The sequence below is a fragment of the Rhodoferax sp. WC2427 genome (assembly GCF_040822085.1).
In the GTDB taxonomy this organism is placed as follows: Bacteria; Pseudomonadota; Gammaproteobacteria; order Burkholderiales; family Burkholderiaceae_C; genus Rhodoferax_B.
On sequence record NZ_CP162006.1, the window covers coordinates 2,458,836 to 2,482,482 of the forward strand.

Consider the following 23,647-nt stretch of genomic DNA (forward strand, 5'->3'; position numbering starts at 1 on the left):
GAGGCGACAATACAAGAATGCATTTATCCCATTCCCGCGCTGTATTCATGATGGTTCTGGTCACGCTGATGTGGTCGATTGCCGGGGTCACCACCCGGCACCTGGAGTCGGCGCACAGCTTTGAAATTACCTTCTGGCGCAGCTTTTTTACCGTGCTGTCTTTGCTCGTGATCCTGCCGTTGCTGCAGGGCCGGGTGGTGTTCACCAAGATCCGGCATGGCGGCACGGCCCTGTGGTTGTCCGGCGTGTGTTGGGCGGTGATGTTCACCGCCTACATGTTGGCGCTGAGCCTGAGCCCGGTGGCCAATGTGCTGGTCACCATGTCGATTGCGCCGCTGCTCACTGCGTTGTTGGCCCGCTTTGCCATTGGCCACCGGCTGCCGCTGCGCACCTGGGTGGCGATTGCCGTGGCAGGGGCGGGCATTGTTGTGATGTACGGCACCCAGCTGAGCTCTGGCGGCGGAACGGGCCAACTCGTGGGCACCTTGATTGCACTGTGCGTGCCCCTGGCCAGCGCCGTGAACTGGACCGTGGTGCAGCGCAGCCATGCGCAGGGCAAGGATGTGGACCTGGTGCCTTCGGTGCTGGTGGGTGCCGTGCTGTCGTCGTTGGTCACCTTGCCTCTGGCCCTGCCGCTGCAGGCCACGCCGCACGACCTGGGCTTGCTGGCCATGCTGGGATCGGTGCAGCTGGCCATTCCCTGTATTTTGTCGGTGTGGTGTGCCCGGGTGCTCAAGGCCCCCGAGGTGTCGCTGCTACAGCTGCTGGAAGTCTTGTTCGGGATCACCCTGGCTTGGTTGGGCGCGAACGAAGCGCCTGGCATGGTGGTCTTGGTGGGTGGCACCCTGGTCCTGGGCGCGCTTGTGTCCAACGAAGCGCTGGGTTGGTGGCAGCGCCGGGCCGTGCTCTAGCGCAATTCGCCGCGCTGGCTCTCCACGCCTTCTAGCTCGCGTTCCACCTCGGCCCGCATGGTGCGCACGGCGACCAGGGCTTTTTGGAATTCGTTGACGGCCTTGTCCAGGTTTTCCGGGGTGGGGTCGGTCACATCCCGGTGGGCGGCCACAAACTCTTTGGCCTGCGAGGCGATTTCACCCGCCAGATGGGCCTGGCTGTCGGCCAACTGTTGGGATTTCTGCATCTCTGCCTCGCCAAAGTTGCGGGAGAACAGTGCCAACATGCCGTAGGCCCGGCTCAGCTCATTGGCTTGCTGTTGGGCGCGCGTGGCCTCTGCCAGTACCGCGCTGGCGGTGGACACCGCCGACCGCACTTCAAATTCGTGCAGCAACTGCGCGGTGGCGTGCTGGGCCGCCACGGCGGCGCGGGCGGCACGGTGGGCAATCAGGGCCGACATGGCCGCAGCCAGCATGCCCAGAAAGCACAGGACAACCGCCACTACGGCGAAGATTTGGGTAATGGTCATAGGATTCCTAGCGCAAAAAATACAAGCGAAATCAGCCCCTCATGCTTATTCCGCGTGCGTAGGCTGCTATAAAAACTCTAGTGTCTCCGCCCATTGTGCCCCAAGTTCTAGGGCTTGTTCTTGCCTTCGGGGTAAGCCGGCAGCGGCAAACGGTCGAACCGAGTACGGCCACTGGCAGCGGTGATGTGGGCCAGCTTTTCGGTTGCGTCGCCGCTGACCCATTCCCACTTGAACCGCCAGGTCCAGCAGCCAATGGTACCGGGGGTATTCATGCGGTGCTTGCCGTCCAGCCCCATTACGTCCTGGAACTGGCACAGCGAATGGTTGGCCACCGATTGGGCGCAGGCGCGCAGCATGGCCCAGTGCACATCCGAGCCATCGGTGTTCAGGTACTCACCCGCGTAAGCGCGCTCGCGGTCGGTGCAGTCAGCCCACCAGCCGACCACGGTGTCGTTGTCGTGCGTGCCGCTGTAGACCACGGTATCGCGGGCGTAGTTGTGCGGCAAAAAGTTGTTGCCCGCGTCGTCCGAGAACGCAAACTGCAGGATCCGCATGCCCGGAAAGCCCGCCCGGTGGCGCAGCGCGTTCACCTCGTCGGTGATCACGCCCAGGTCTTCGGCAATGATGGGCAGCTTGCCCAGGGCGGCTTCGATGGCCGCAAACAGGTCGTAGTCGGGGCCGGGCATCCAGCGGCCCTTGACGGCAGTGGGTTCGCTGGCCGGAATCTCCCAGTAGCCCACAAAGCCGCGGAAGTGGTCGATGCGCACCACGTCGGCCAGGGTCAGCTGGCGCTTCACGCGTTCGATCCACCAACGGTAGCCATCGGCCTTCATGGCAGACCAGTTGTACAGTGGGTTACCCCAGCGCTGGCCGGTGGCCGAGAAGAAGTCGGGTGGCACCCCGGCGATGACCAGCGGGTGGCCCGCGGCATCCAGCTCATACAGGTCGGGGCGCGACCAGCAGTCGCTGGAGTGGTGCGCAATGAAGATCGGCAGGTCGCCCACCAGATGGATGTTCTTGCCGTTGGCGTAGCCCTTCAGGCGCTTCCACTGCACATCGAACTGCCACTGCACAAAGCCCCAGAAGCCGATCTCGTCCGCGTACTGGGTGCGCGCTGCTGCCAGGGCAGCGGGTTCGCGGCGCGACAGGGGCTTGGGCCAGTCCGGCCACAGGGCCGGGGTGTGGGCCTGGTCCAGCGCCATGAACAGGGTGTAGTCGGCCACCCAGCTTTGTTCGGCCTGCAGCCAGGCCGCGAACGCCGCCCGGTCTGCCGCGGAGGCGCTGGCCTGGAAGCCGGCAAAGGCCTCGCGCAGCCTTTGCAAACGCCAGGGCACAACCTGGCCGAAGTTGATCTTTTCGGCATCGAACGCGGCGGCCAGGGATTCGGCGGCGATCCAGCCTTTTTCCAGCAAGGGCTCGAACGCCACCAGCAGCGGGTTGCCCGCAAAAGCCGAGCTGCCCATATAGGGCGAATCGCCAGGGCCGATGGGGCCCAGCGGCAGGGTTTGCCACAGCGATTGGCCTGCCGTTTGCAGCCAGTCGACAAAATAAAAGGCGTTAGGCCCAAAGTCGCCGCAGCCATGCGGGCCGGGGAGGGACGTGGGGTGCAGCAAGACACCCGAGGTGCGTTGGTTCAACAGGTCGGAAGCCATAGTGTGGGGTCCAGTCAAAGTTTAAAGAATCAGGCTGCGAACCAGCTAAAGCCTTTGGGGGCCAAGGCAAGCACGCCCTGGGCCAGGTCTTGGGCACCGAAAATCCGTTTCCAACCGGCACCGGCGATGCTGGCGGGCAGGGTCACATTCACCGCGTCGTTGGACAGGTTTTGTACCACCAGCACCTGCTGGTCGTTGGTTCCGCGCACATAGGCCAGGATGCGGTCGTCCAGCGTGGTCAGCGGCTGGAAGTTGCCAGCCGCCAGGGCCGGGTGGGCGCGGCGCACGGCCAGCATGGTGCGCACGGCATCGTGGGTGCGGGCGGGCAGGCTGGTGGCATCGGCCAACTGGCGGTCCACACTCTCCCAGTCCACGGCACCGCGCACCTTGTAGCGCGCATCCTGGTAGCCGGTCAGGGCTTCCTGGGCGGCCTGGAACTGGTCGTCGTTGGGCTTGGCGAACTCGTCGCCGTAGAAGATCACAGGCGTGCCCAGCAGGGTGAAGCTGATGCTGAAGGCCAGTTGCACGGCGGCTGCGTCGCTCTTGAACAGGTCGACCAGGCGCGAGGCAATGCCTTCACCCTGGCGGAAATCCCACTCGGGCTGGTGGCAGTAGGCGGCGTGGATGGTTTTGCGCTCTTCGGGCGTGACCATTTCCAGCGTCAGCTCGTCGTGGCAGCGCAAAAACGAGAACCAGCCGCAGTCATCCGGGATGGCGGGCGTGAAGTTGGTCGACAGGGTGTCGAAAATCGGCTTGGCCGAGTGGGTGGCCAGCGCCAGGTAGATGCGGGGCATCACCGGGAAATGGTAGGCCGCCTGGCACTCGTCGCTGTCGCCAAAATAGGTGACCACCTCGGCGGGCGGCTGGCAGGCCTCGGCCAGCAAGATGGTGCCGGGGCGCACGGTGTCGAGCACGGCGCGGAAGAACTTGACGATCGCGTGGGTGCCGGGCAGGTTCTCGCAGATGGTGCCTTCTTCCTTCCACAGGTAGGGGATGGCGTCGGCGCGGAAGCCGTCCACCCCTTGCGCCACCCAGAACAGCAGCACGCGGCACATGGCCAGCAGCACCTCGGGGTTGCGGTAGTTCAGGTCGGGTTGCGAGTCGAAGAAGCGGTGGAAGAAATAGGTGTCCGGGGCTTCCGGCAAGGGGTGCCAGTTGCTGGGCATCATGCCTTTGAAGATGATGCGGGCTTCCTTGTAGCGCTCGGTGGTGTCGCTCCAGATGAAGTAGTCGCGGTAGGGGTTGTCGGGGCCTTTGCGGGCTTCCTTGAACCACATGTGCTGGTCGGAGCAGTGGTTCATGGCCACGTCGAAGATCACGCGGATGTTGCGGCGGTGGGCCTCGGCCAGGAATTCGGCAAAGGTGCCCTGGGCCGCCGCATCGCTGCCACCTACCAGCTCACTGCGGATTTTGGTGTAGTCGCTGATGTCAAAGCCCGCGTCGCGCATGGGCGAGTCCAGGATGGGCAGCAGCCACAGGCAGGTCACGCCCAGGTCTTGCAGGTAGGCCAGGCGGTTCGTCAGGCCTTTGAAGTCCTTGTTGAACAGGTCGACGTACAGCGAATACACCACCACTTCCTTGAACCAGGTGGCGGGTGGCGGCGGGGCGGCGGTCTGGGCCGCAGCTTGCAGCTCGGCGAGGAAAGTGTCCAGTTTGTCGGCGTACTGGTCTTGGTAGAGCTGCTGCCAGAGTTGGCGCATTTGGGCGGGTAAGGTGCTGGTCATTGTATTTCTCCAAAGCGCTTTGAATACGCGGCGCTGCGGATTGTACGGTTGCCGTCGCAAGGGGGAATACGGGTTGCACCTAATGCCGTGCGGGTAAACGTAACAAGCCTATGGCCAGGGCCGTGCCGCACACCACCACCAGCCCGCAGCCCAGCATCCACGGGGTCAGCGCTTCGCCCAGAAACACCGCGCCGTACAGCACGGCAAACACCGGCACCACAAAGGTCACGGTCAGCGCCCTGGCCGGGCCGATGTTGGCGATCAGCCGGAAAAAGATGATGTAGGCCAGTGCCGTCGACACCGTGCCCACCACCAGCAGCGCGGCCCAGGCGTGCAGGCTGGGCCAGTGCGCAGGCCACAGCCAGAAGGCGGGCAGGGCCAGGCCCAGGGCGGCGCCGATCTGGCTGCCGGTGGCGATCACCAGGGGCGGCACCGTGCCCAGAAAGCGCTTGGTGTAGCTGCCGGTGATGCCGTAGCAGGTGGCCGCCAGCAAGCAGGCCAGTACCGCCCAGCCGGGTGCGATGCCATGGCTGTCGGGCTTGAAGCTGGCTTTGTCCCAGGCCAGCAGGGCCACGCCCACAAAGCCGATCACCAGCCCCAGGCTGCGCGAACCGTTGGGCCGGTCGCGCAGCCAGAGCCAGGCGATCAATGTGCCAAACAGCGGCGTGGTGGCGTTCAGAATCGACGACAGCCCGGTGGTGATGGACAGCAGCGCAAACGAAAACAGCGCAAATGGCACGCCCGAATTCAGCACGCCGACCAGCAGCACCGGCTTCCAGTGCTGGCGCAGGCCTGGCATCTGCCCCTGCCAAGCCAACACGGGCAGCAGGGCCAGCGCGGCAATCGCCACCCGCAACGCCGCCGTGGGCACCGCGCCCATCTCCATCGAGGCGGTGCGCATAAAGATAAACGACGCGCCCCACACAGCGGCCAGCAACACAAAATCAAAAACCCAGGGCTTGGACGCGGCTTTCAAATCAGCACTCCTTCCAGTTGCAGCAGCGCAGTTTTGCGTTCCAGTCCACCGGCATAGCCGGTCAGCGAACCGTCGCTACCCAGCACCCGGTGGCAGGGCACCAGCACGCTGACGGGGTTGCGCCCCACCGCACCGGCCACCGCCCGCACCGCCGTGGGTCGGCCGACCGCCTGGCTTAACGCGGCATAGCTGGTGGTGGCACCGCGCGGGATCTGCAGCAGCGCCCGCCACACGGCCTGCTGGAAGGGCGTGCCGCCCGCCAGGTCCAGCGGCAGGCTGAAGGGGGCCGTGCTCCCGGCAAAGTAGGCATCCATGAAGGCGGCGGTTTGCTGCAGCAGCGGGTGCGCAGGTGCCAAGTGCCAGGTGGCTATGTCGGGCTGGTGGCGCTGGCCGTCAAACCACAGGCCACACAGGCCATAGCCGGTGGCGGCGGCCAGCATGGGGCCGAGCGGGGTGGCAAAGCGGACGTAGTCGGGGGTATTTAGGAATTTCATAAGAAATAGGCAGTTGGTGCTTATAGATCAAGCGTGAGTAGCTATCGTTTTGGTAGTTTTGGCTTGGGTGGGCAGCTCGGCCCAGGCGCGCAGCACGGCGTAGCTACGCCAGGGTTTCCAGGCCTGGGATGCCGCCTCGGCGGCCAGGCTGGCCAGCCGCACATTCGGCGCCGTTTGCACGCCCAGGGCTTTGTGCAAGGCCACGTCGCCCGCCGGAAACGCATCCGGCCAGCGCAGGGCGCGCATGGCGATGTACTGGGCCGTCCAGTCGCCAATGCCGGGCAAGGCTTTGAGCGCGGCTATGGTGCTGTGCGCCGGGGCTCCGCCGTGCAGGGCGAGCTGGCCGCTGTCCACCGCGCGGGCCAGGGCCAGGATGGCGTTTTGCCGCTGTTTGACAATGCCCAGCTGGCCCAGTGCGTCACCGGTCAGCGTGGCCAGCACAGCGGCGCTGGGAAACAGCCGGGTCAGCGCGGGCAGGGGCGTGGCGATGGGCTGGCCAAAGGTGTCTACCAGCCGCTGCGCCAGGGTGCGGGCCGCGGCCACGGTGATCTGCTGGCCCAGCACGGCGCGCACCGCCAGCTCAAAACCGTCCAGCGTGCCCGGGACGCGCAGGCCTGCGCTGTCGGGAAAGCGGTGTTGCAGCACGCGGTGGATGGCCTCGGGGTCGGCATCCAGGTCCAGCCAGGCGCGCACCCGGCGGACCAGCAATGGCAGCACGCCGTGCAGGCTGTCGCTGACCCGCAGCAGCACATGGTGGCGCGCGGGCACAAAATCCGCCTGCAGCCAGCCCGCATGGGTGGTGGCTCCAACTTTGATAGAAAAAGTGCGGCTTGCGCTTATGGAATCAGCGTGAGAAGCTATGAATTCAATAGCATTCACTTGCCGCTGGGCTAAAAATCGGCCCATGGCCGCGACATCAAACGGTGGGCGGTAACCAAGCTGGATGGCGTGGCCCTGCCCCCGTACGCTGCCCGCACCGCTGCGCCGCAGCTGCGAGGGATTCAGCCCGTAGCGTTCCACAAACACGGTGTTGAAGCGGCGCACGCTGGCAAAGCCGCTGGCCAGTGCAATCTGCGCCACGGGCAGCTGGGTGTCGGCCAGCAGTTGCTTGGCGGTCAGCAGGCGGCGGGTTTGCAGGTACTGCAGCGGCGAGACGCCGAAATGGGTTTCGAATATACGCCGCAGATGCCGGTCGCTGACACCCAGTCGGGCGGCCAGCCCGGGCAGGGCGCTGCCACCCTCGTCGCTCCAGGCTTCGGGCTCGTCCAGCATGCGGGCGGCCTGGTGGGCCAGGATGCTGGTGGCGTCTTGCACCGACCAGGCCAGCGTTTGCGGGGCGAGCTCGGGGCGGCAGCGCAGGCAGGGGCGGAATCCGGCACTTTCGGCCTGGGCGGGGTGGCTGAAGAACCGGCAGTTTTCGCGTCTGGGGGTTTTGACGGCGCAGACCGGGCGGCAGTAGATGCCGGTGGAGGTCACGCCGGTGAAAAAGCTACCGTCAAACCGGGCATCCCGGGCCTGCAGGGCCAGGTAGCAGGCGCTGTTATCGGAGCTGATTTCGGTGGGTTGCATGTCTGGATGGTACGCGAGGCCCGCAGGCAGAGTAGCCGTTTTCGGACCTGTGGACGGCATTGCGGACTTTGCGGTATTTCATGCGCCACGGCCAAGCTTGCCCGGAATCTCGGGGAAAATCGGGCCATGTCACATCAAATCATGGAAGTCCCAGGCTCTGATTGGGAAGGGCGCCAGCCGGTGGAAGCGTTGACCGACACACTGGAGAGCGGCGGCGTACTGTATTTTCCGGCGCTGGCGTTTTCGCTCTCGCAACACGAGCTGCCGCTGCTGCGCCCCGGGCTGCGCGCCCCCAAATCGCGCAATATCAGCCAGCCCGCCCGCGGTGTGGTCAAAGGCGCCCAGGGTACGGTCGAGGAACTGCAGGCCCTGAGCAACATGATGCAGCGTTACCGCCACCAGGCGGTGCAACTGGTGCACGGCTTGTTTCCCCGCTACAGCGCCCATTTGCGGCTGGAGCCCACCAGCTACCGACCCACCGAGGTGGCCACGCGCACCCAGTCGTGGCGGGCGGACGACAAGCGGCTGCATGTGGATGCGTTCCCATCGCGACCCAACCGGGGCGAGCGAATTTTGCGGGTGTTCAGCAACATCAACCCGCTCCAGCAGCCCCGGGTGTGGCGCGTGGGCGAGCCGTTCGAGTCCATGGCCCGGCAGTTTTTGCCCCTGATTCCGGGCTACCGGGCCTGGGAGGCGCACCTGCTGCGCGGCCTGGGCGTCACCAAGTCGCTGCGCAGCGAGTACGACCACATGATGCTGCAACTGCACGACCATTTGAAGCGCGACGCCAACTACCAAAAAAACGCGCCGCAAACCGTGGTCGAATTTGCCGCGGGCAGCACCTGGGTGTGCTTCTCTGACCAAACCTTGCACGCGGTGCTGGGCGGCCAATACATGATGGAGCAGACATTCTTCATGCCGCCCCAGCACCAGTACCGGCCTGATCAAAGCCCGTTAGGCATATTGACCCGTTTGGCCGGACACCCTTTGCAGGGCGCACCGCTTTAATGTGAAGCAACTTTCATGGCGCGGGGTGCTCTGCACCCGAGTCCTTGAGAGTTAGATCGACAACCCAGCGCCTTTGGCCGCCAGCAACACCAGGCTGTTGGCGGGCAGCGGAAAGATGTCTTTGCCCTTGCCCACCCAGCCGCCCAGGCCACGCGGGTGGGTGCTGTCCAGCACCACCTGCCACTGGCCAGCAGGCAGTAGAAAGGGGTCGACGGTGTTGCCTGCGTTGGCCAAGAGCAGCAGCGGGGCCTTGGCCTTGCCGGGTTTGCCGATCAGGCAGCCCAGAGCCCGGTATTGCGGGTCGCGCCAGGCATCGCCTTCCAAGGGTACGCCACTGCCGCGCAGCCACGACAGATCGGGCAGGCCCAGCACGTCGGCCACGCCGCTGTACCAGTGGTTGGCAAAGGGCAGGGCCTGGTGGCGCAAGGCGATCACGCGGCGGGTGAAGGCGATCAGGTCTTCGTCGGCGGCGGCCCAGTCGATCCAGGTGGTCGGGTTGTCCTGGCAATAGGGGTTGTTGTTGCCGCCCTGGGTATGGCCCAATTCATCGCCTGCGCACAACAGTGGCGTGCCTTGCGCTAGCAAAGTAGTAGCGAGCAGGGCACGTTGCAGGTTGCCGCGCAGGGTGATGACGAGTGGGTCGTCGCTGGGGCCTTCGGCACCGCAATTGAAATTGAGGTTGTGGCCGTGGCCGTCGCGGTTGTCTTCCAGGTTGGCCAGGTTGTGGCGTTCGTTGTAGCTGAGCAGGTCGCGCAGGGTAAAACCGTCGTGCGACACCACGTAGTTGACCGACTCGGCCGGGGCACGCTGGCGCGGCTGGTACATGTCGCTGGAGCCGCACAGGCGCTGGGCCATGTCGGCACGGGTGTTGTCGGCCATCGGGGCACCCGAAGCGGCAGCGGTCTGGATCCAGAAGCCGCGCATGCTGTCGCGGAAGTGGTCGTTCCATTCCAGCCAGCCGCGCGGAAAGCCACCGGTTTGGTAGCCGCCGGGGCCGATATCCCAGGGTTCGGCGACCATCTTCACCCGCGACAGCACCGGGTCTTGGGCCACCGCGGTGAAAAAGGCGCTCTTGCGGTCAAAACCGGTATCGGTGCGGCCCAGCACCGGTGCCAGGTCGAAACGGAAGCCGTCCACGTGCATCTCGCCCACCCAGTAGCGCAGGCTGTCGAGCACCATTTGCAGCACCCGCGGCTCGCGCACGTCGATGGTGTTGCCGCAGCCGGAGTAGTTTTCGTAAAAGGCCGGGGCTTCGGGCGGCAGGCGGTAGTAGCTGGCGTTGTCCAGGCCGCGGAAACTGATGGTCGGGCCGCCGTCACCGGCTTCGGCCGTGTGGTTGTAGACCACATCCAGCAGCACTTCGAGCCCGGCAGCGTGCAAGGTTTTGACCATGGCGCGGAACTCGTCGCGGGGCGAGATGCCGTCCACTCCGCTGGCCAGGCGCGGGTCCACGGCGAAAAAACCCAGGGTGTTGTAGCCCCAGTAGTTGCTCAAGCCCATGCCGCTCAGGCGCTCTTCGCTGAGCGAATACTGCACGGGCAGCAGGCTGACGGCGGTAATGCCGAGCTGCTTCAGGTGGTTCACCGAGGCGGGGTGGGCCAGCCCGGCATAGGTGCCGCGCAGAGCGGGCGGGATGTTTTCATTGAGCTTGGAGAAGCCTTTGACGTGGCATTCGTAGAACACCGACTCGGCCAGCGGCACGCGCGGAGCCTGGTCGCCGGCCCAGTCGAACTGGTCGAAGGTGACGCGGGCCTTGAGCGCCAGTGCGGCGTTGTCACGGGTGTCCATGTGGCGCGGGTGCAGCCGGTCGCCCGCAAAATGCTCATCGCGCCATTCAAACTGGCCCACGATGTCGCGGGCGTAGGGGTCGAGCAGAAGCTTGGATGCATCAAAACGGTGCCCCCGGTCGGGCCGCCAGGGGCCATGGGCCCGCAAACCGTACACCAGACCGGGCTGGGCGCCCGGCAGGTAGCCATGCCACACGTCACTGGTGTGGGCAGGCAGCCGGAAGCGGGAAATCTCGTGCTGGCCACTGGGGTCAAAAATGCACACGTCCATGGCCTGGGCATGGGCAGAAAACACCGCGAAGTTGATGCCGGTGCCATCAAAGTTGGCACCCAGTGGCCAGGGCTGGCCGTCTTGCACTTGGAGCAGAGCGGGGCGGCCAGAAGGGACCACGGTAGGGGCAGGGGCAGTTGTCAGGCTTTCCATTCAAGCATCACTGTGGCCAGGGGAGGCAGGTTGAGCACTACGGAATACGGTTTACCGTGCATGGACACTGCCTCAGCAGAAGCCGTGCCAAGTGGCGTACCGACGTTGCTGCCGCCGTAGTGCGCCGAGTCGGTATTGAGCTTTTCGTAGTATGTACCAGCTTGCGGTACACCAAGTCGGTATCCATTCCAGACATTGGGGGTAAAGTTGCACACCACCACGATGAAGCTGGTGTCCTCTACGCCCCGGCGGATGAAGCTGATGACCGAGCGCTCGGTATCGTTGTGCTCGATCCACTCGAAACCGGCGGGTTCAAAGTCTTGCTGGTACAGCGCTGGCGTGTTGCGGTAGAGCTGGTTCAGGTCGCGCACCAGCAACTGCATGCCGGCGTGGGGCGCCTGTTCCAGCAGATGCCAGTCCAGGCTTTGGTCGAAGTTCCATTCGCGGTCTTGCGCAAACTCGCAACCCATGAACAGCAGTTTCTTGCCGGGGTGGCCAAACATGTAGCCCATGAAGGCGCGCAGATTGGCAAATTGCTGCCAGCGGTCGCCGGGCATCTTGTTCAGAAGCGAGCCCTTGCCGTGCACCACTTCGTCGTGCGAGATCGGCAGCACGAAGTTTTCGGTGAAGGCGTACACCAGGCTGAAGCTGATTTCGCCCTGGTGGTGCTTGCGGTAAATGGGGTCGCGCTCCATGTAGGCCAGGGTGTCGTGCATCCAACCCATGTTCCATTTGTAGTGAAAACCCAGGCCTCCGGCATAGGTGGGGCGCGAGACCGACGGGAAAGCGGTGGATTCTTCGGCCAGGGTAATGGCCTGCGGGCGTTCGCCACCCACCACCTCGTTCATGCGCTTCAGGAAGGCGATGGTTTCCAGGTTTTCGCGGCCACCGTGCACGTTGGGAATCCATTCCCCGGCCTTGCGGCTGTAGTCGCGGTAGAGCATGGAGGCCACGGCGTCCACGCGCAGACCATCCACGCCAAAGCGCTCCAGCCAGTACAGGCCGTTGCCCACCAGGAAGTTGCTGACTTCGGTGCGGCCCAGGTTGTAGATGAGCGTGTTCCAGTCGTTGTGGAAGCCCTCGCGCGGGTCGGCGTATTCGTACAGGTGCGTGCCGTCGAAATTGCCCAGGCCGTGCGCGTCGGTGGGGAAGTGGGCAGGCACCCAGTCCAGGATCATGCCCACACCTTCGGCGTGGCAGCGCGCCACGAAGCGCGCAAAACCGGCGGCATCGCCAAACCGGGAGGTCGGCGCATACATGCCGACCGGCTGGTAGCCCCAGGAGCCGTCAAACGGGTGTTCGCTGATGGGCAGCAACTCGATATGGGTGAATCCCATGTCGCGGGCGTAGGGCAGCAAGGTGTCGCCAAGTTCGTCCCAGTCCAGCCACTGGTTGCCTTCCTTGCGGCGCCAGGAACCCAGATGCACCTCGTAGATGCTGATCGGCGCATTCAGCGCATTGGCTTGCTTGCGTGCGGCCGATGGCGGTACAAACGGTGGCAGCTTGGCCACCACGCTGGCGGTCGCGGGGCGCAATTCGGCCTGCAGGGCGTAGGGGTCGGAGCGGGCGGGCAGCAGTTCGCCGCTTCCAGACAGGATTTCGTATTTGTACTTGGCGCCCACTTGCACGCCGGGCAGGAACAGCTCCCACACGCCGCATTCGCGCCGCAGGCGCATCGGGTGGCAGCGACCATCCCAGAAGTTGAAGTCGCCGACCACACTGACGCGGCTGGCATTGGGCGCCCAGACGGCAAACCGGGTGCCCGCCACGCCTTCCATGGTGGTAGGTTGTGCGCCCAGCACCTCATAGGGGCGCAAATGGGTGCCTTCGCCCAGCAGCCACACATCCATTTCGCCCAACACGGTGGGGAAGCGGTAGGGGTCGTCGATGGTGGCGCTGTGGCCATCCGCCCACTGGACCCGCAGGCGGTAGGCAGCACCGGGCGCCAGCGTGACGTCGCCCTCAAAGAAACCCGCCTCGTCCTGCAGGGCCAGCGGCCCCAGCACCGAACCCTTGGCGGACTCCACCACCACGCTTTGCGCGCCAGGCAAGAAGCATCGTACCGAGGTAAGGCCCGTGGCCTGCGCGTGCGGGCCAAGTACCGCAAATGGGTCTCCGTGGCGGGCGCCACAAATCATTTCAACATCAGGGGCGTGCAGCATAAGAACCGATCTAGAGTGGGTTTACATGGAGGGAATCGCGCTATTGCGGTGTTGTCTGTCACCGCATTTCTTTTACAGCGCGTTCGGAGCGTCTGCCGCGATATGCCAGATTTGCTGGGCGTATTCGCGGATGGTGCGGTCGGAGGAGAACACCCCCATACCCGCCACATTGGTGATGGCCTTGGCGCACCAGGCGGACGGCTTGCGGTACAGGTCGTCCACCTGGGATTGGGTGGCCACGTAGGATGCGTAGTCGGCCAGCAGCAGGTAGTGGTCACCGCCCCACAGCATCGAGTCCACCAATGCGCGGTAACGGCCCGGCTCGTCGGGCGAGAACTGGCCACCTGAGATCGCGTCCAGCACCTCCTTGAGAGCCGGTGTGCTGTCGTAGTAGCGCATGGGCTGGTAGCCATGCTGCTTCAAAGCCTGCACTTCGGGGGTTTTCAGGCCAAAGATGAAGATGTTGTCATCGCCCACGTTCTGGCGGATCTCAATGTTGGCGCCGTCGTCGGTGCCGATGGTCAGCGCGCCATTCAAGGCCAGCTTCATGTTGCCGGTACCCGAAGCTTCGGTGCCTGCGGTGGAAATCTGCTCGGACAAGTCCGCACCCGGCATGATGATTTCGGCCACCGACACGCCATAGTTGGGCATGAACACCAGTTTGAGCTTGTCGCCAATGCGGGGGTCGTTGTTGATGACGCTGCCCACATCGTGGATCAGGCGGATGATGGACTTGGCGGTGACATAACTGGAGGCGGCCTTGCCCGCAAAAATCACGGTACGTGGCACCCAGTCTGCTGTTGGATTGGCCAGAATGGCCTGGTACCGGGTAACTACGTGTAAAACATTCAGCAGCTGGCGCTTGTATTCGTGGATCCGTTTCACTTGCACGTCAAACAAGCTATCGGGGCTGACCTTGATGCCGGTGCTCTTTTCGATGGCATTGGCCAGGCGTACCTTGTTGGCCCGCTTGACTTCCATGAAAGCCTTTTGGAAAGCCGCGTCGTCTTTTTTGGCCTTGAGCTTTTGCAACTGGTCCAGGTCCAGGCGCCAGCCCTTGCCCAGGGTGCTGTCGAGCAGATTCGACAGGCCTGGATTGGCCTGGGCCAGCCACCGGCGTGGGGTTACGCCATTGGTCATGTTGGTGAACCGGTCCGGCCAGATGGCGGCGAAGTCGGCAAAAATGGTTTGCACCAGCAGCTCGGAGTGCAGGGCCGACACGCCGTTGACCTTGTGGCTGCCGACGATGGACAGGTTGGCCATGCGCACGCGGCGCTCGCCTTGCTCGTCGATCAGCGACAGGCGCGCCAGGAACGCGTTGTCGCCGGGGCGGTGCTGGGCCGCCATTTCCAGAAACTCCTTGTTGATGCGGAAGATGATTTCCAGGTGGCGCGGCAGCACATGCTGCATCAGGCCCACGGGCCAGGTTTCCAGCGCCTCGGGCATCAGGGTGTGGTTGGTGTACGAGAAGGTCTTGCAGCAGATCGCCCAGGCTTTGTCCCAGGGCATGCCATGCTCGTCGCACAACACCCGCACCAGTTCGGCTACGCCGATGGCGGGATGGGTGTCGTTTAAATGGATGGCCACGTGCTCGGCCAGGTTGTCCAGCGAGGGGTGTTCACGCAGATGGCGCACCACCAGATCCTGGACCGACGCGGACACGAAGAAATACTCCTGCTTCAGGCGCAGTTCGCGCCCGGCGGGTGTGCTGTCGTTGGGGTAGAGCACCCAGGAGATGTTCTCGTACTCGTTTTTCATGCTTGCCGCACGGGCGTAATCGCCGGTATTGAAAGCGTTCAGGTCGATGTGGGCAGGCGCAACCGCCTTCCACAGGCGCAGAGTGCTGACCTTGTCGGTGCCGTGGCCGGGAACCACCATGTCATAGGCCTTGGCGGCGACTTCACCGGCGTTGCGCCAAATGGGCGTGCCGTCGACATGCTCGACCCAGCCGCCAAAGCGCACGGGGTAGCTGATGTCGGCACGGGGAAACTCCCAGGGCGTGCCGTTTTCCAGCCAGGGATCGGGGTATTCCATTTGCGCACCGTTCTGGATGTCTTGCGCAAACATGCCATATTCGTAGCGGATACCGTAGCCAAAGGAGGGCAGACCCACAGTGGCCATGGAATCCAGAAAGCAGGCCGCCAGACGGCCCAGGCCACCATTGCCCAATGCGGCATCGGGTTCGCGGTCCGCTACGGTCTCCAGGGTTTGGGCAAATTTTTGCAGGCCGGCCGCGGCTTCGCCACGGATGTCCAGCGCGCCCAGCGCATTGGACAGGGTGCGGCCCATCAAAAATTCCATCGACAAATAGACCACACGCCGGGCTTTGGCGGCATGGTCGCGGGCCTGGGTTTGGACCCAACGTTGGGACAATTGCTGGCGTGCCACTTGCGACACGGCCAGCATCAAATCATGGGGGGTGGCTTCTGCGGGGCTGACACCGACCGTGTCCAGCAAATGTTGCTCGATGCTGGCTTGAATGGAGGTGGCAGTAGGGGCGATACGCTGGGTCACAGGGGCATCCTTTATGTGGGTTGGCACAAGCCGGAATCCGATGTTCGGATGGCTTTTTTTCTAGTCTAAGCGCTTTGAATGCGGGTACACCGCTTATTTTGAGAATTCTCGCACGAGGTAACCAGCCGGTAACTGTTTTTTAAATCCTCGGATTAAGATGCTGGCGTTAACCAAAAACCCGGTCAACAATTAGCCCAGGAATTGCGCCAGTTTCCCCGTTCGCCCACAAGGTATGCAGGGGCCGACCCGCAAATCCTAATCCCTTCTCTGGAGACAAAAAATGCAGCAAAACAACTTAGCGCTCGGACTGGACCTGCCCAAACGGGCGATTGCACTGGTACTTGCCGGTGGACGTGGCAGCCGATTGATGAACCTGACGGACCGCCGTGCCAAACCCGCGGTGTATTTTGGCGGCAAGTTCCGCATCGTTGACTTTGCGCTGTCCAACTGTTTGAACTCTGGTATCCGCCGCATTGGTGTTATTACCCAGTACAAATCGCATAGTTTGTTGCGCCATATGCAGCGCGGCTGGGCATTTTTGAAAAACGAGATGAACGAGTTTGTCGATCTGTTGCCCGCACAGCAACGCAACGACAACGAAAACTGGTACCGGGGCACGGCCGATGCGGTCTACCAGAACCACGACATCCTGGAGAGCTACGGAGCCGACTACATCGTGGTGTTGGCAGGCGACCACATCTACAAAATGAATTACGCGCTGATGCTGGCCGACCACGTAGCCCAGGGGCGTGAATGCACGGTGGGTTGCATCGCCGTGCCACGTTCGGAGGCCACCGCTTTCGGGGTCATGGCCATCGACGACAACCGGCTGATCACCGAATTCCTGGAAAAACCCGCCGACCCGCCCTCCATGCCCGGCAACCCCGACATGTCGCTGGCCAGCATGGGCATCTACATCTTCAACGCCGCCTTCCTGTATGCCGAGCTCGAACGCGACATGGCCGATCCGACGTCCAGCCACGACTTTGGCAAGGACATCATCCCCCGCGCGGTGCGCAACGGCCTGGCCACCGCCCACCCGTTCTCCATGAGCTGCGTACCCAATGCGGCCGAAGACGAGCCGTACTGGCGCGATGTCGGCACGATTGACGCGTACTGGGATGCCAATATCGACCTGACCGCCACCGAGCCCAAGCTCAACCTGTACGACACCCACTGGCCGATCTGGACCTACCAGGCCCAGCTGCCGCCAGCCAAGTTTGTCCACAACACCGACGACCGACGCGGCATGGCCATCGAGTCGATGGTATCGGGTGGCTGCATTGTGTCGGGCAGCGTGCACCGCTCGGTGCTGTTCTCCAGCGTCAGGGTGCATTCGTATTCCGATGTCAAATGGTCGGTGCTCCTGCCCGATGTACAGATTGGCCGTGGCGCACGCATCAACCGTGCCGTGATCGACCGCGGCTGCGTCATTCCCGACGGCATGGTGATCGGCGAAGACGCGGCATTGGACGCCGAGCGCTTCCACCGCAGTGAAAACGGCATCACGCTGGTCACCTCGGCCATGCTCAAAAAGCTGGCGGGATGAAAGTCCTGCAAGTAGGGGCCGAGGTATTTCCTCTGGTCAAAACGGGCGGCCTGGCCGACGTGCTGGGGGCCTTGCCCCAGGCGCTGGTGGCCGCCGGTGCCGACGTGCGCCTGCTGCTGCCGGGCTTTCCCGCGATCCTGGCGGGCTTGAAAAAGCCGGTCGTGGTCTGCGAGATCGGTGCGGCGTTTGGCGCGGCGCGGGTGCGCCTGCTGCGCGGCACCATCGCCGCCAGCGGCATTTCGGCCTATGTGGTCGATGCACCTTATTACTACCAGCGCACGGGCAATCCGTACCTGGGGGCCGACGGACTGGAGTGGTCCGACAACGCCCAGCGCTTTGCCCTGCTGGGCTGGGTGGCGGCGCATGTGGCCGCCGGTGGGCTCGATCCCGCCTGGACCCCGGACGTGCTGCACGCCCACGACTGGCACGCGGGCATGGCCTGCGCCTACCTGGCGGCCAACCAGTCGGCCACGGTGGCCACCGTCTACACCGTGCACAACCTGGCCTACCAGGGCCTGTTCGATGCCAAGGACTTCCATCTGCTGGGCCTGCCTGTGCGATTCATGGACCCGACCCGGCTGGAATACCACGGCAAGTTCTCGTTCATGAAAGCCGGGCTCACCCATGCCCAGCGCGTGACCACGGTCAGCCCCAGCTACGCAGCCGAGATCGCCACCACCGAGTTTGGTTGCGGCCTGGACGGCGTGGTGCGCTCCCGCGGCGCCGACGTGTCGGGCATTCTGAACGGCGTGGACGACGCTGTATGGGACCCGGCCGCCGACAAAGACATCACCACCCCGTACTCCGCCAGCCAATTGGCGGGCAAGGCGGTGTGCAAGGCGGCGCTGCAAAAAGAGCTGGGTCTGCAAGTGGATGCCACCCGGCCCCTGTTCACCCTGGTAAGCCGACTGACCCAGCAAAAAGGCCTGGACCTGGTGCTGGACGCGATTCCCGAGATGCTGGCTGCCGGTGCGCAACTGGCGGTGCAGGGCAGTGGCGATGCCGCGCTGGAAAAGGCCTTCACCGAAGCCGCTGCAGCCCACCCGGGACAGGTGGCTGTGCGTCTGGGGTATGACGAAAAGTTTGCCCACCAGATGATTGCCGGGGCCGATGCCATGCTGGTGCCGTCCCGGTTTGAACCTTGCGGGTTAACGCAGCTCTACGCCCTGCGCTACGGCACCGTGCCGGTGGTGCGCCGGGTCGGCGGGCTGATCGACACGGTGGTGGACACCAGCGAGGCCAGCCTGCAGGACGACACGGCCACGGGTTTCATGTTCGGACCGGCCAACAAGGAAGCCCTGGCCCTGGCGGTGCACCGTACCGTGCAGGCTTTCGGCCAGCCAGCGGTGTGGGCGCAACTGCAACAGCGCGGCATGGCGCAAAACTTCTCCTGGGCGGCGGCGGCCACGCAATACCTGGCCTTGTACGAAACCTTGTGCCAGCCCGCCAAAGCCCCGGCCACGGCTAAAAAGTAGCCAAAAAGTGCCGGGCGGGAGCCTGCCGGAAATGCATGCATTGCGTGACTACAATTCCGGCAGTCCATCCGACCGTCCTCTGCGAGGATGGTCGGGTCTTTGATTTACCTACTCCCCTCACACCATGCACATCGCCAGCTCCATCTTCAAAGCCTACGATATCCGCGGCATTGTTCCCACCACGGTGACCGAAGCCGTTGCCGAAGGCATTGGCAAGGCCTTTGGCACGATTGCCCTGGCAGAGGGTGAAACCACGGTGGCGGTGGGGCGCGATGGCCGCCTGAGCGGCCCGGCGCTGGTGGCAGCGCTGATCCGCGGCCTGGTGGCCGTGGGTGTCGAGGTGATCGACGTGGGCACCGTGACCACGCCTTTGCTGTACTTTGCGGCCAACACCCTGTGCCGCAGCGGCATCCAGGTCACTGGCAGCCACAACCCCAAGGACTACAACGGCTTCAAGATGGTCATGGGTGGCCGCGCCATCCATGGCGACGAAATCCAGGCCATCCGCCGCATGATGGAAGCCGAGACCTGGCTGCCCAAAACTGGTGGCTCGGTGCGCAGCGTGGACGTGCTGCCCGCCTACACCGCCCGCATCGTGTCCGACATTAAATTAGCCCGGCCGATGAAGATCGTGGTCGATTCCGGCAACGGCATTGCGGGCGCATCGGCCCCCGACATCCTGCGCGCCATCGGCTGCGAGGTGATCGAACTGTTCAGCGAGGTGGACGGCAACTTCCCCAACCACCACCCCGACCCCAGCAAGCCCGAGAACCTGCAGGACCTGATCGCCGCCCTGAAAACCAGCGGCGCCGAGCTCGGCCTGGCTTTTGATGGCGACGGCGACCGCCTGGGCATCGTCACCAAAGACGGCACCAACATCTACCCCGACCGCCAGATGCAGCTGTTCGCCGAAGACGTGCTGCGCCGCGTCCCCGGCGGCACCATTTTGTTCGACGTGAAGTGCTCGCAGCGCCTGGCCCCGGCCATTGCCGCTGCCGGTGGCCACCCGCTGATGTTCAAAACCGGCCACTCCCTCATCAAAGCCAAGATGAAAGAAATCGAAGCGGCCGGCGGCCAAGCCCCGCTGGGTGGCGAAATGAGCGGCCACATCTTCTTCAAGGAGCGCTGGTTTGGCTTCGACGACGGCACCTACGCGGGCTGCCGCCTGCTGGAAATCGTCAGCCAGTCGCCCGATGCCAATGTGGTGCTGAACGGCTTGCCGACCAGCTTCTCCACCCCCGAGCTGAACGTCGTCTGCGCAGAGGGCGAGCCGCCCGAGGTGGTCGCCAGGGCCCTGGCGATGGTGGACTTTGCGGCGCCCGCCGTGGTCAGCACGATTGACGGCCTGCGGGTGGATTGGCCCGATGGCTTTGGCCTGGTCCGCGCCAGCAACACCACGCCAGTGCTGGTGCTGCGTTTTGAAGGCCACACGCCCGAGGCGTTGGAGCGCATCCAGACCGACATGCTGGCCCTGCTGCGCCGCGCCAAGCCCGATGCCACCCTGGCGGCCAGCGCACACTGATGCCTGTCGCAGGACGAGGGCAGGGCATGCGGGTTTTGATCGTCAAGCTGTCGTCTTTTGGCGACGTGGTCCAGACCCTGCCTACGCTGCACGACATGCGCCAGGCCTTTCCCTTGGCCACTTTTGACTGGGTGGTCGAAGAGGCCTTTGCCCCGTTGCTGCAGGCGCACGTGCCCCGACTGGGCCGGGTCATTCCGCTGGCCCAGCGACGCTGGCGCAAATCCCCGTTCAGCGCCAGCGTACGGGCCGAAAAGGCGGCCTTCACCCAGACCCTGCAGGCCGAAGCCTACGACGTGGTGATCGACTTCCAGGGCCTGATCAAATCGGCCCTGGTGGCCCGCCAGGCCCGGCTCGCGCCCGGCGGCTGGCGTGCCACCTACGGCAATGGCAGCGAAGACTGCGGTTTTGAATGGCCGGTGCGCTTCATGGTGCAGCGCCCCCAGCCCATGCCGCCGCGCATCCACTCGCTGCAGCGTTACCGCCGCCTGGCCGCGCTGGCGCTGGGCTACCCGCCGCGGGAAGACGGCATTGCCTACGACGAATTGCAGATTACCCCGGTGCAGCCCGACGGCAGCGTCATGCTGGTGCATGGCACCACCCGGGTGGAGAATGAATGGCCGCTGGACCACTGGGTGCAGACGGGTCAGCGTCTAGCGGCCCAAGGCTTGCCCGTCAGCGTGCCGCAGGCGAATGCATATGAAGAAAAATTTGCCCGCCAGCTCTGCCAGGCGATTGGCCCAAAGGCCCGCATGCTCCCGCGCATGGGTTTGGCCGCGCTGGCCGCGCAAATGGCGGGCTGTGTGGGCGTGGTGGGGGTAGATTCGGGCCTGAGCCATCTGGCCGTGGCATTGAACCTGCCGCATGTGCAGATTTTCAGCCAGCCACGCATTTGGCGCGCTGGCCCGCTGGGCAACCCCTACCAGGTGGGCGTGGGCGGTGCAAGGGCTCCCGATGTAGACACCGTGTGGCAGGCATGGCAAGCTGTGTGGAGCGTGTTCCACAACCCCCAGGCGATTGCGGCATGAACGTTCTGATTGTCAAACTCTCCACCTTGGGAGACGTGGTACATGCCATGCCGGCAGCGCAAGACATCTTGCACGCGTTTCCAGGTGCGTTGGTGGACTGGGTGGTGGAACCCGACTTTGCCCCGCTGGTGCGCCGCTGCGCCGGTTTGCACCGGGTGATCGAATGCGACCTGAAGCGCTGGCGCGAGACGGTGTTCACCGCCGACACCCGCAATGCCTGGCGGGCCTTTTCATCCGACTTGCAGTACGAATGCTACGACGCCGTGCTGGACCTGCAGGGCATCAGCAAGTCGTCTCTGGTGGCCAAGATGGCGCGGCTGGGTGCGGACGGCCTGCGCTACACCCTGGCCAACCAGACCGAAGGCGTGGCCTTCGAGGCCCCCACCCGCTGGATTGCCGATGTGGCCGTGCCGGTAGAGTCGCACCTGCACGCCGTGGACCAGTCGCGGGTCATGTGTGCCCGCTCGCTGGTGTACGCCTTGCCAGAAAATGTATCTTTTGGGCTTCTAGCGCACGCCGATAAAGCACGACGCGCTACTAAAACAATAGTAAATCAGTTTTTTGACGTGGGCCATGTGGAAGCCAATCCCATCGTGGCATTTCTGCACGGCAGCACCCGCGCCGACAAAAGCTGGCCCGAGGCCCATTGGCTGGAATTGGGCCACCGCCTGAATGACCTGGGCTACACCGTGGCGTTTGCGCATGGCAACGACGACGAGCAGTGGCGCAGCGAAAGCATTGCCAACCGCCTGAACCAGGCCGTCGTATGGCCCCGCATGGCCCTGGGCGCCCTGACCGATGCACTGGGTGAATGCGTGGGCGTGATCGGCGTCGACAACGGCACCAGCCAGATCGCCACCGCGCTGGACCTGCCCCTGGTGAAGATCTACAACTTCGACACCGTCTGGCGTACCGGCCCGCAGAACCGCGACCACCAGCTCAGCGTGTTTGCCGACCCCACGCCATCCGTCAATGCCGTGTGGAACGCCTGGATGCAAGCCTCCGCGCTGGCTGCGTTGCGGGATTCTGCGCATTGATTTTGCGTCTGTATTCCCTGCTGGTCTGGCTGGCGATCCCCTTGCTGCGCCGCAAGCTGCGCGCCCGCGCCCGGGCCGAGCCCGGCTATGCCGTGGCGGTGCCCGAGCGCTTTGGCCACTACCAGCAGCCGCCCGGCCAGGGCTTTGTGTGGGTGCACGCCGTCTCGCTGGGCGAAACCCGGGCCGCAGCGATTCTGCTGGCCGCCTTGCGCCGCGAGATGCCCGGCATGCGGCTGTTACTGACACACGGCACCGCCACAGGCCGGGCCGAAGGCCAGGCGCTGCTGCAGCCGGGTGACGTGCAGGTCTGGCAACCCTGGGACAGCGCGGGCGCGGTGCGGCGCTTTGTGCGGCATTTCCAGCCCCGCATCGGCATCCTGATGGAGACCGAAATCTGGCCCAACTTGCTGGCGGCCTGCCGGGCCGCAGGCGTGCCGGTGGTGCTGGCCAACGCCCGGCTGAGTGCCAAATCGCTGCGCCAGGCGCAGCGGCTGTCGGCCTTATCGCGGCCAGCGTACGGCGTACTGGCCGCTGTGTGGGCGCAAACCACCGCCGATGCCCAGCGCCTGGCCGAGGCGGGCGCTGCGGCACCCGTGGTGCTGGGCAATCTGAAGTTCGATGCGACGCCCGACGCCGGGCAACTCGCTGCCGGACGGGCATGGCGCGGGGCAGGGCGCCCGGTGGTGCTGCTGGCCAGCGCCCGGGAAGGCGAAGAGCTGCTTTTACTGCAATATTTACAGTCTTTTCGGCCTCTAGCGCTTATTCCATCAGCGGGAGCAGCTCCTAAATTAGGAGTATTTGACGTGCAGTGGCTGATCGTGCCGCGCCACCCGCAGCGCTTTGATACCGTGGCGGACCTGGTGGTGGAGCACGGTTTCAGCCTGTCGCGGCGCAGCCAGTGGGCCGGGGAGCCCGAGCCTGCCGACGTGTGGCTGGGCGATTCGCTGGGCGAAATGGCCCGCTATTACGGCCTGGCCGACGTGGCTTTTCTGGGCGGCAGCTTCGCCCCGCTGGGCGGGCAGAACCTGATCGAGGCGGCGGCCTGCGGCTGCCCGGTGCTGATGGGACCGTCGACCTTCAATTTTGCCGAAGCCGCCGAGCTGGCCGAAGCCGCCGGGGCCGCCTGCCGCGTACCCGACATGCCCGCCGCCGTGGCCCAGGCCCTGGCCTGGCTGAATGCCCCCCAAACCCTGGCGCAGGCGGCGGCTGCCGGGCCGCAGTTTGCCAGTGCGCACCAGGGTGCGGCCCGGAAAACCGCTTTGGCGGTGAAAGAAGTTTTTAGATAAAAAGTGCTGCCTGCGCTTATGGG

The 23,647-nt window shown here is 64.5% G+C and carries 17 protein-coding genes; 8 read left to right on the plus strand and 9 right to left on the minus strand.

Annotated elements, in window-relative coordinates; genetic code table 11:
* Positions 1-17 precede the first annotated feature (17 nt).
* Positions 18-911 carry a DMT family transporter gene (locus AB3G31_RS11585; RefSeq protein ID WP_367846238.1) on the plus strand — a complete coding sequence of 298 codons (894 nt, stop codon included), beginning with the start codon at positions 18-20 and terminating at the stop codon, positions 909-911.
* Here the strand turns inward: AB3G31_RS11585 and AB3G31_RS11590 are convergent.
* From AB3G31_RS11590 to AB3G31_RS11615, 6 genes are all read right to left on the minus strand, one after another.
* The gene (locus tag AB3G31_RS11590) at positions 908-1,420 is read right to left on the minus strand and encodes a hypothetical protein (protein ID WP_367846239.1); all 513 of its coding nucleotides are present in this window, start codon (positions 1,418-1,420) and stop codon (positions 908-910) included. The two genes, AB3G31_RS11585 and AB3G31_RS11590, sit on opposite strands and share 4 nt — an antisense overlap.
* Before the next feature lie 107 nt (positions 1,421-1,527).
* Positions 1,528-3,072, minus strand: a complete 1,545-nt coding sequence (malQ, locus tag AB3G31_RS11595; RefSeq protein ID WP_367846240.1) for a 4-alpha-glucanotransferase — start codon at positions 3,070-3,072, stop codon at positions 1,528-1,530.
* 29 nt (positions 3,073-3,101) lie between these two features.
* The gene (locus tag AB3G31_RS11600) at positions 3,102-4,796 is read right to left on the minus strand and encodes an alpha-amylase family glycosyl hydrolase (protein ID WP_367846241.1); all 1,695 of its coding nucleotides are present in this window, start codon (positions 4,794-4,796) and stop codon (positions 3,102-3,104) included.
* A 79-nt stretch (positions 4,797-4,875) separates the two neighbouring features.
* Complete coding sequence (locus AB3G31_RS11605; RefSeq protein WP_367846242.1) at positions 4,876-5,772, minus strand: DMT family transporter; 897 nt, start codon at positions 5,770-5,772, stop codon at positions 4,876-4,878.
* Positions 5,769-6,266, minus strand: a complete 498-nt coding sequence (locus tag AB3G31_RS11610; RefSeq protein ID WP_367846243.1) for a methylated-DNA--[protein]-cysteine S-methyltransferase — start codon at positions 6,264-6,266, stop codon at positions 5,769-5,771. The genes AB3G31_RS11605 and AB3G31_RS11610 overlap by 4 nt, the downstream gene beginning before the upstream one ends.
* A gap of 27 nt (positions 6,267-6,293) precedes the next feature.
* Entirely contained in the window at positions 6,294-7,835 is a 1,542-nt protein-coding gene (locus AB3G31_RS11615; RefSeq protein WP_367846244.1) for a DNA-3-methyladenine glycosylase 2 family protein, read from the minus strand.
* A 126-nt stretch (positions 7,836-7,961) separates the two neighbouring features.
* Between AB3G31_RS11615 and AB3G31_RS11620 the strand changes: the two genes are divergently transcribed.
* On the plus strand, positions 7,962-8,843 hold the full coding sequence (locus tag AB3G31_RS11620; RefSeq protein WP_367846245.1) for a Kdo hydroxylase family protein: 882 nt from the start codon (positions 7,962-7,964) through the stop codon (positions 8,841-8,843).
* A gap of 51 nt (positions 8,844-8,894) precedes the next feature.
* Here AB3G31_RS11620 and glgX read toward each other — a convergent pair whose 3' ends face one another.
* The 3 genes from glgX to AB3G31_RS11635 form a co-directional block, all read right to left on the minus strand.
* Positions 8,895-11,021 (minus strand): glycogen debranching protein GlgX, encoded by a 2,127-nt coding sequence (gene glgX, locus AB3G31_RS11625; protein ID WP_367846246.1) that lies wholly within the window; start codon positions 11,019-11,021, stop codon positions 8,895-8,897.
* 20 nt (positions 11,022-11,041) lie between these two features.
* The gene (gene glgB, locus AB3G31_RS11630) at positions 11,042-13,216 is read right to left on the minus strand and encodes a 1,4-alpha-glucan branching protein GlgB (RefSeq protein ID WP_367846247.1); all 2,175 of its coding nucleotides are present in this window, start codon (positions 13,214-13,216) and stop codon (positions 11,042-11,044) included.
* A gap of 72 nt (positions 13,217-13,288) precedes the next feature.
* Entirely contained in the window at positions 13,289-15,730 is a 2,442-nt protein-coding gene (locus AB3G31_RS11635) for a glycogen/starch/alpha-glucan phosphorylase (protein ID WP_367846248.1), read from the minus strand.
* Positions 15,731-16,010: 280 nt separating this feature from the next.
* Here AB3G31_RS11635 and glgC point away from each other — a divergent pair, with 280 nt between their 5' ends.
* From glgC to AB3G31_RS11665, 6 genes are all read left to right on the plus strand, one after another.
* Entirely contained in the window at positions 16,011-17,279 is a 1,269-nt protein-coding gene (gene glgC, locus AB3G31_RS11640; protein ID WP_367846249.1) for a glucose-1-phosphate adenylyltransferase, read from the plus strand.
* Positions 17,276-18,754, plus strand: coding sequence for a glycogen synthase GlgA (gene glgA / locus AB3G31_RS11645; protein ID WP_367846250.1), 1,479 nt, complete (start codon positions 17,276-17,278; stop codon positions 18,752-18,754). Before glgC ends, glgA begins: the two co-directional genes overlap by 4 nt.
* A 124-nt stretch (positions 18,755-18,878) precedes the next feature.
* The gene (locus tag AB3G31_RS11650; protein WP_367846251.1) at positions 18,879-20,276 is read left to right on the plus strand and encodes a phosphomannomutase/phosphoglucomutase; all 1,398 of its coding nucleotides are present in this window, start codon (positions 18,879-18,881) and stop codon (positions 20,274-20,276) included.
* Between the two features lie 26 nt (positions 20,277-20,302).
* Positions 20,303-21,301 carry a lipopolysaccharide heptosyltransferase I gene (waaC, locus tag AB3G31_RS11655; RefSeq protein WP_367846252.1) on the plus strand — a complete coding sequence of 333 codons (999 nt, stop codon included), beginning with the start codon at positions 20,303-20,305 and terminating at the stop codon, positions 21,299-21,301.
* Positions 21,298-22,338, plus strand: coding sequence for a lipopolysaccharide heptosyltransferase I (gene waaC / locus AB3G31_RS11660; protein WP_367846253.1), 1,041 nt, complete (start codon positions 21,298-21,300; stop codon positions 22,336-22,338). Before waaC (AB3G31_RS11655) ends, waaC (AB3G31_RS11660) begins: the two co-directional genes overlap by 4 nt.
* Positions 22,335-23,624, plus strand: coding sequence for a 3-deoxy-D-manno-octulosonic acid transferase (locus AB3G31_RS11665; protein WP_367846254.1), 1,290 nt, complete (start codon positions 22,335-22,337; stop codon positions 23,622-23,624). The genes waaC (AB3G31_RS11660) and AB3G31_RS11665 overlap by 4 nt, the downstream gene beginning before the upstream one ends.
* Positions 23,625-23,647 lie beyond the last annotated feature (23 nt).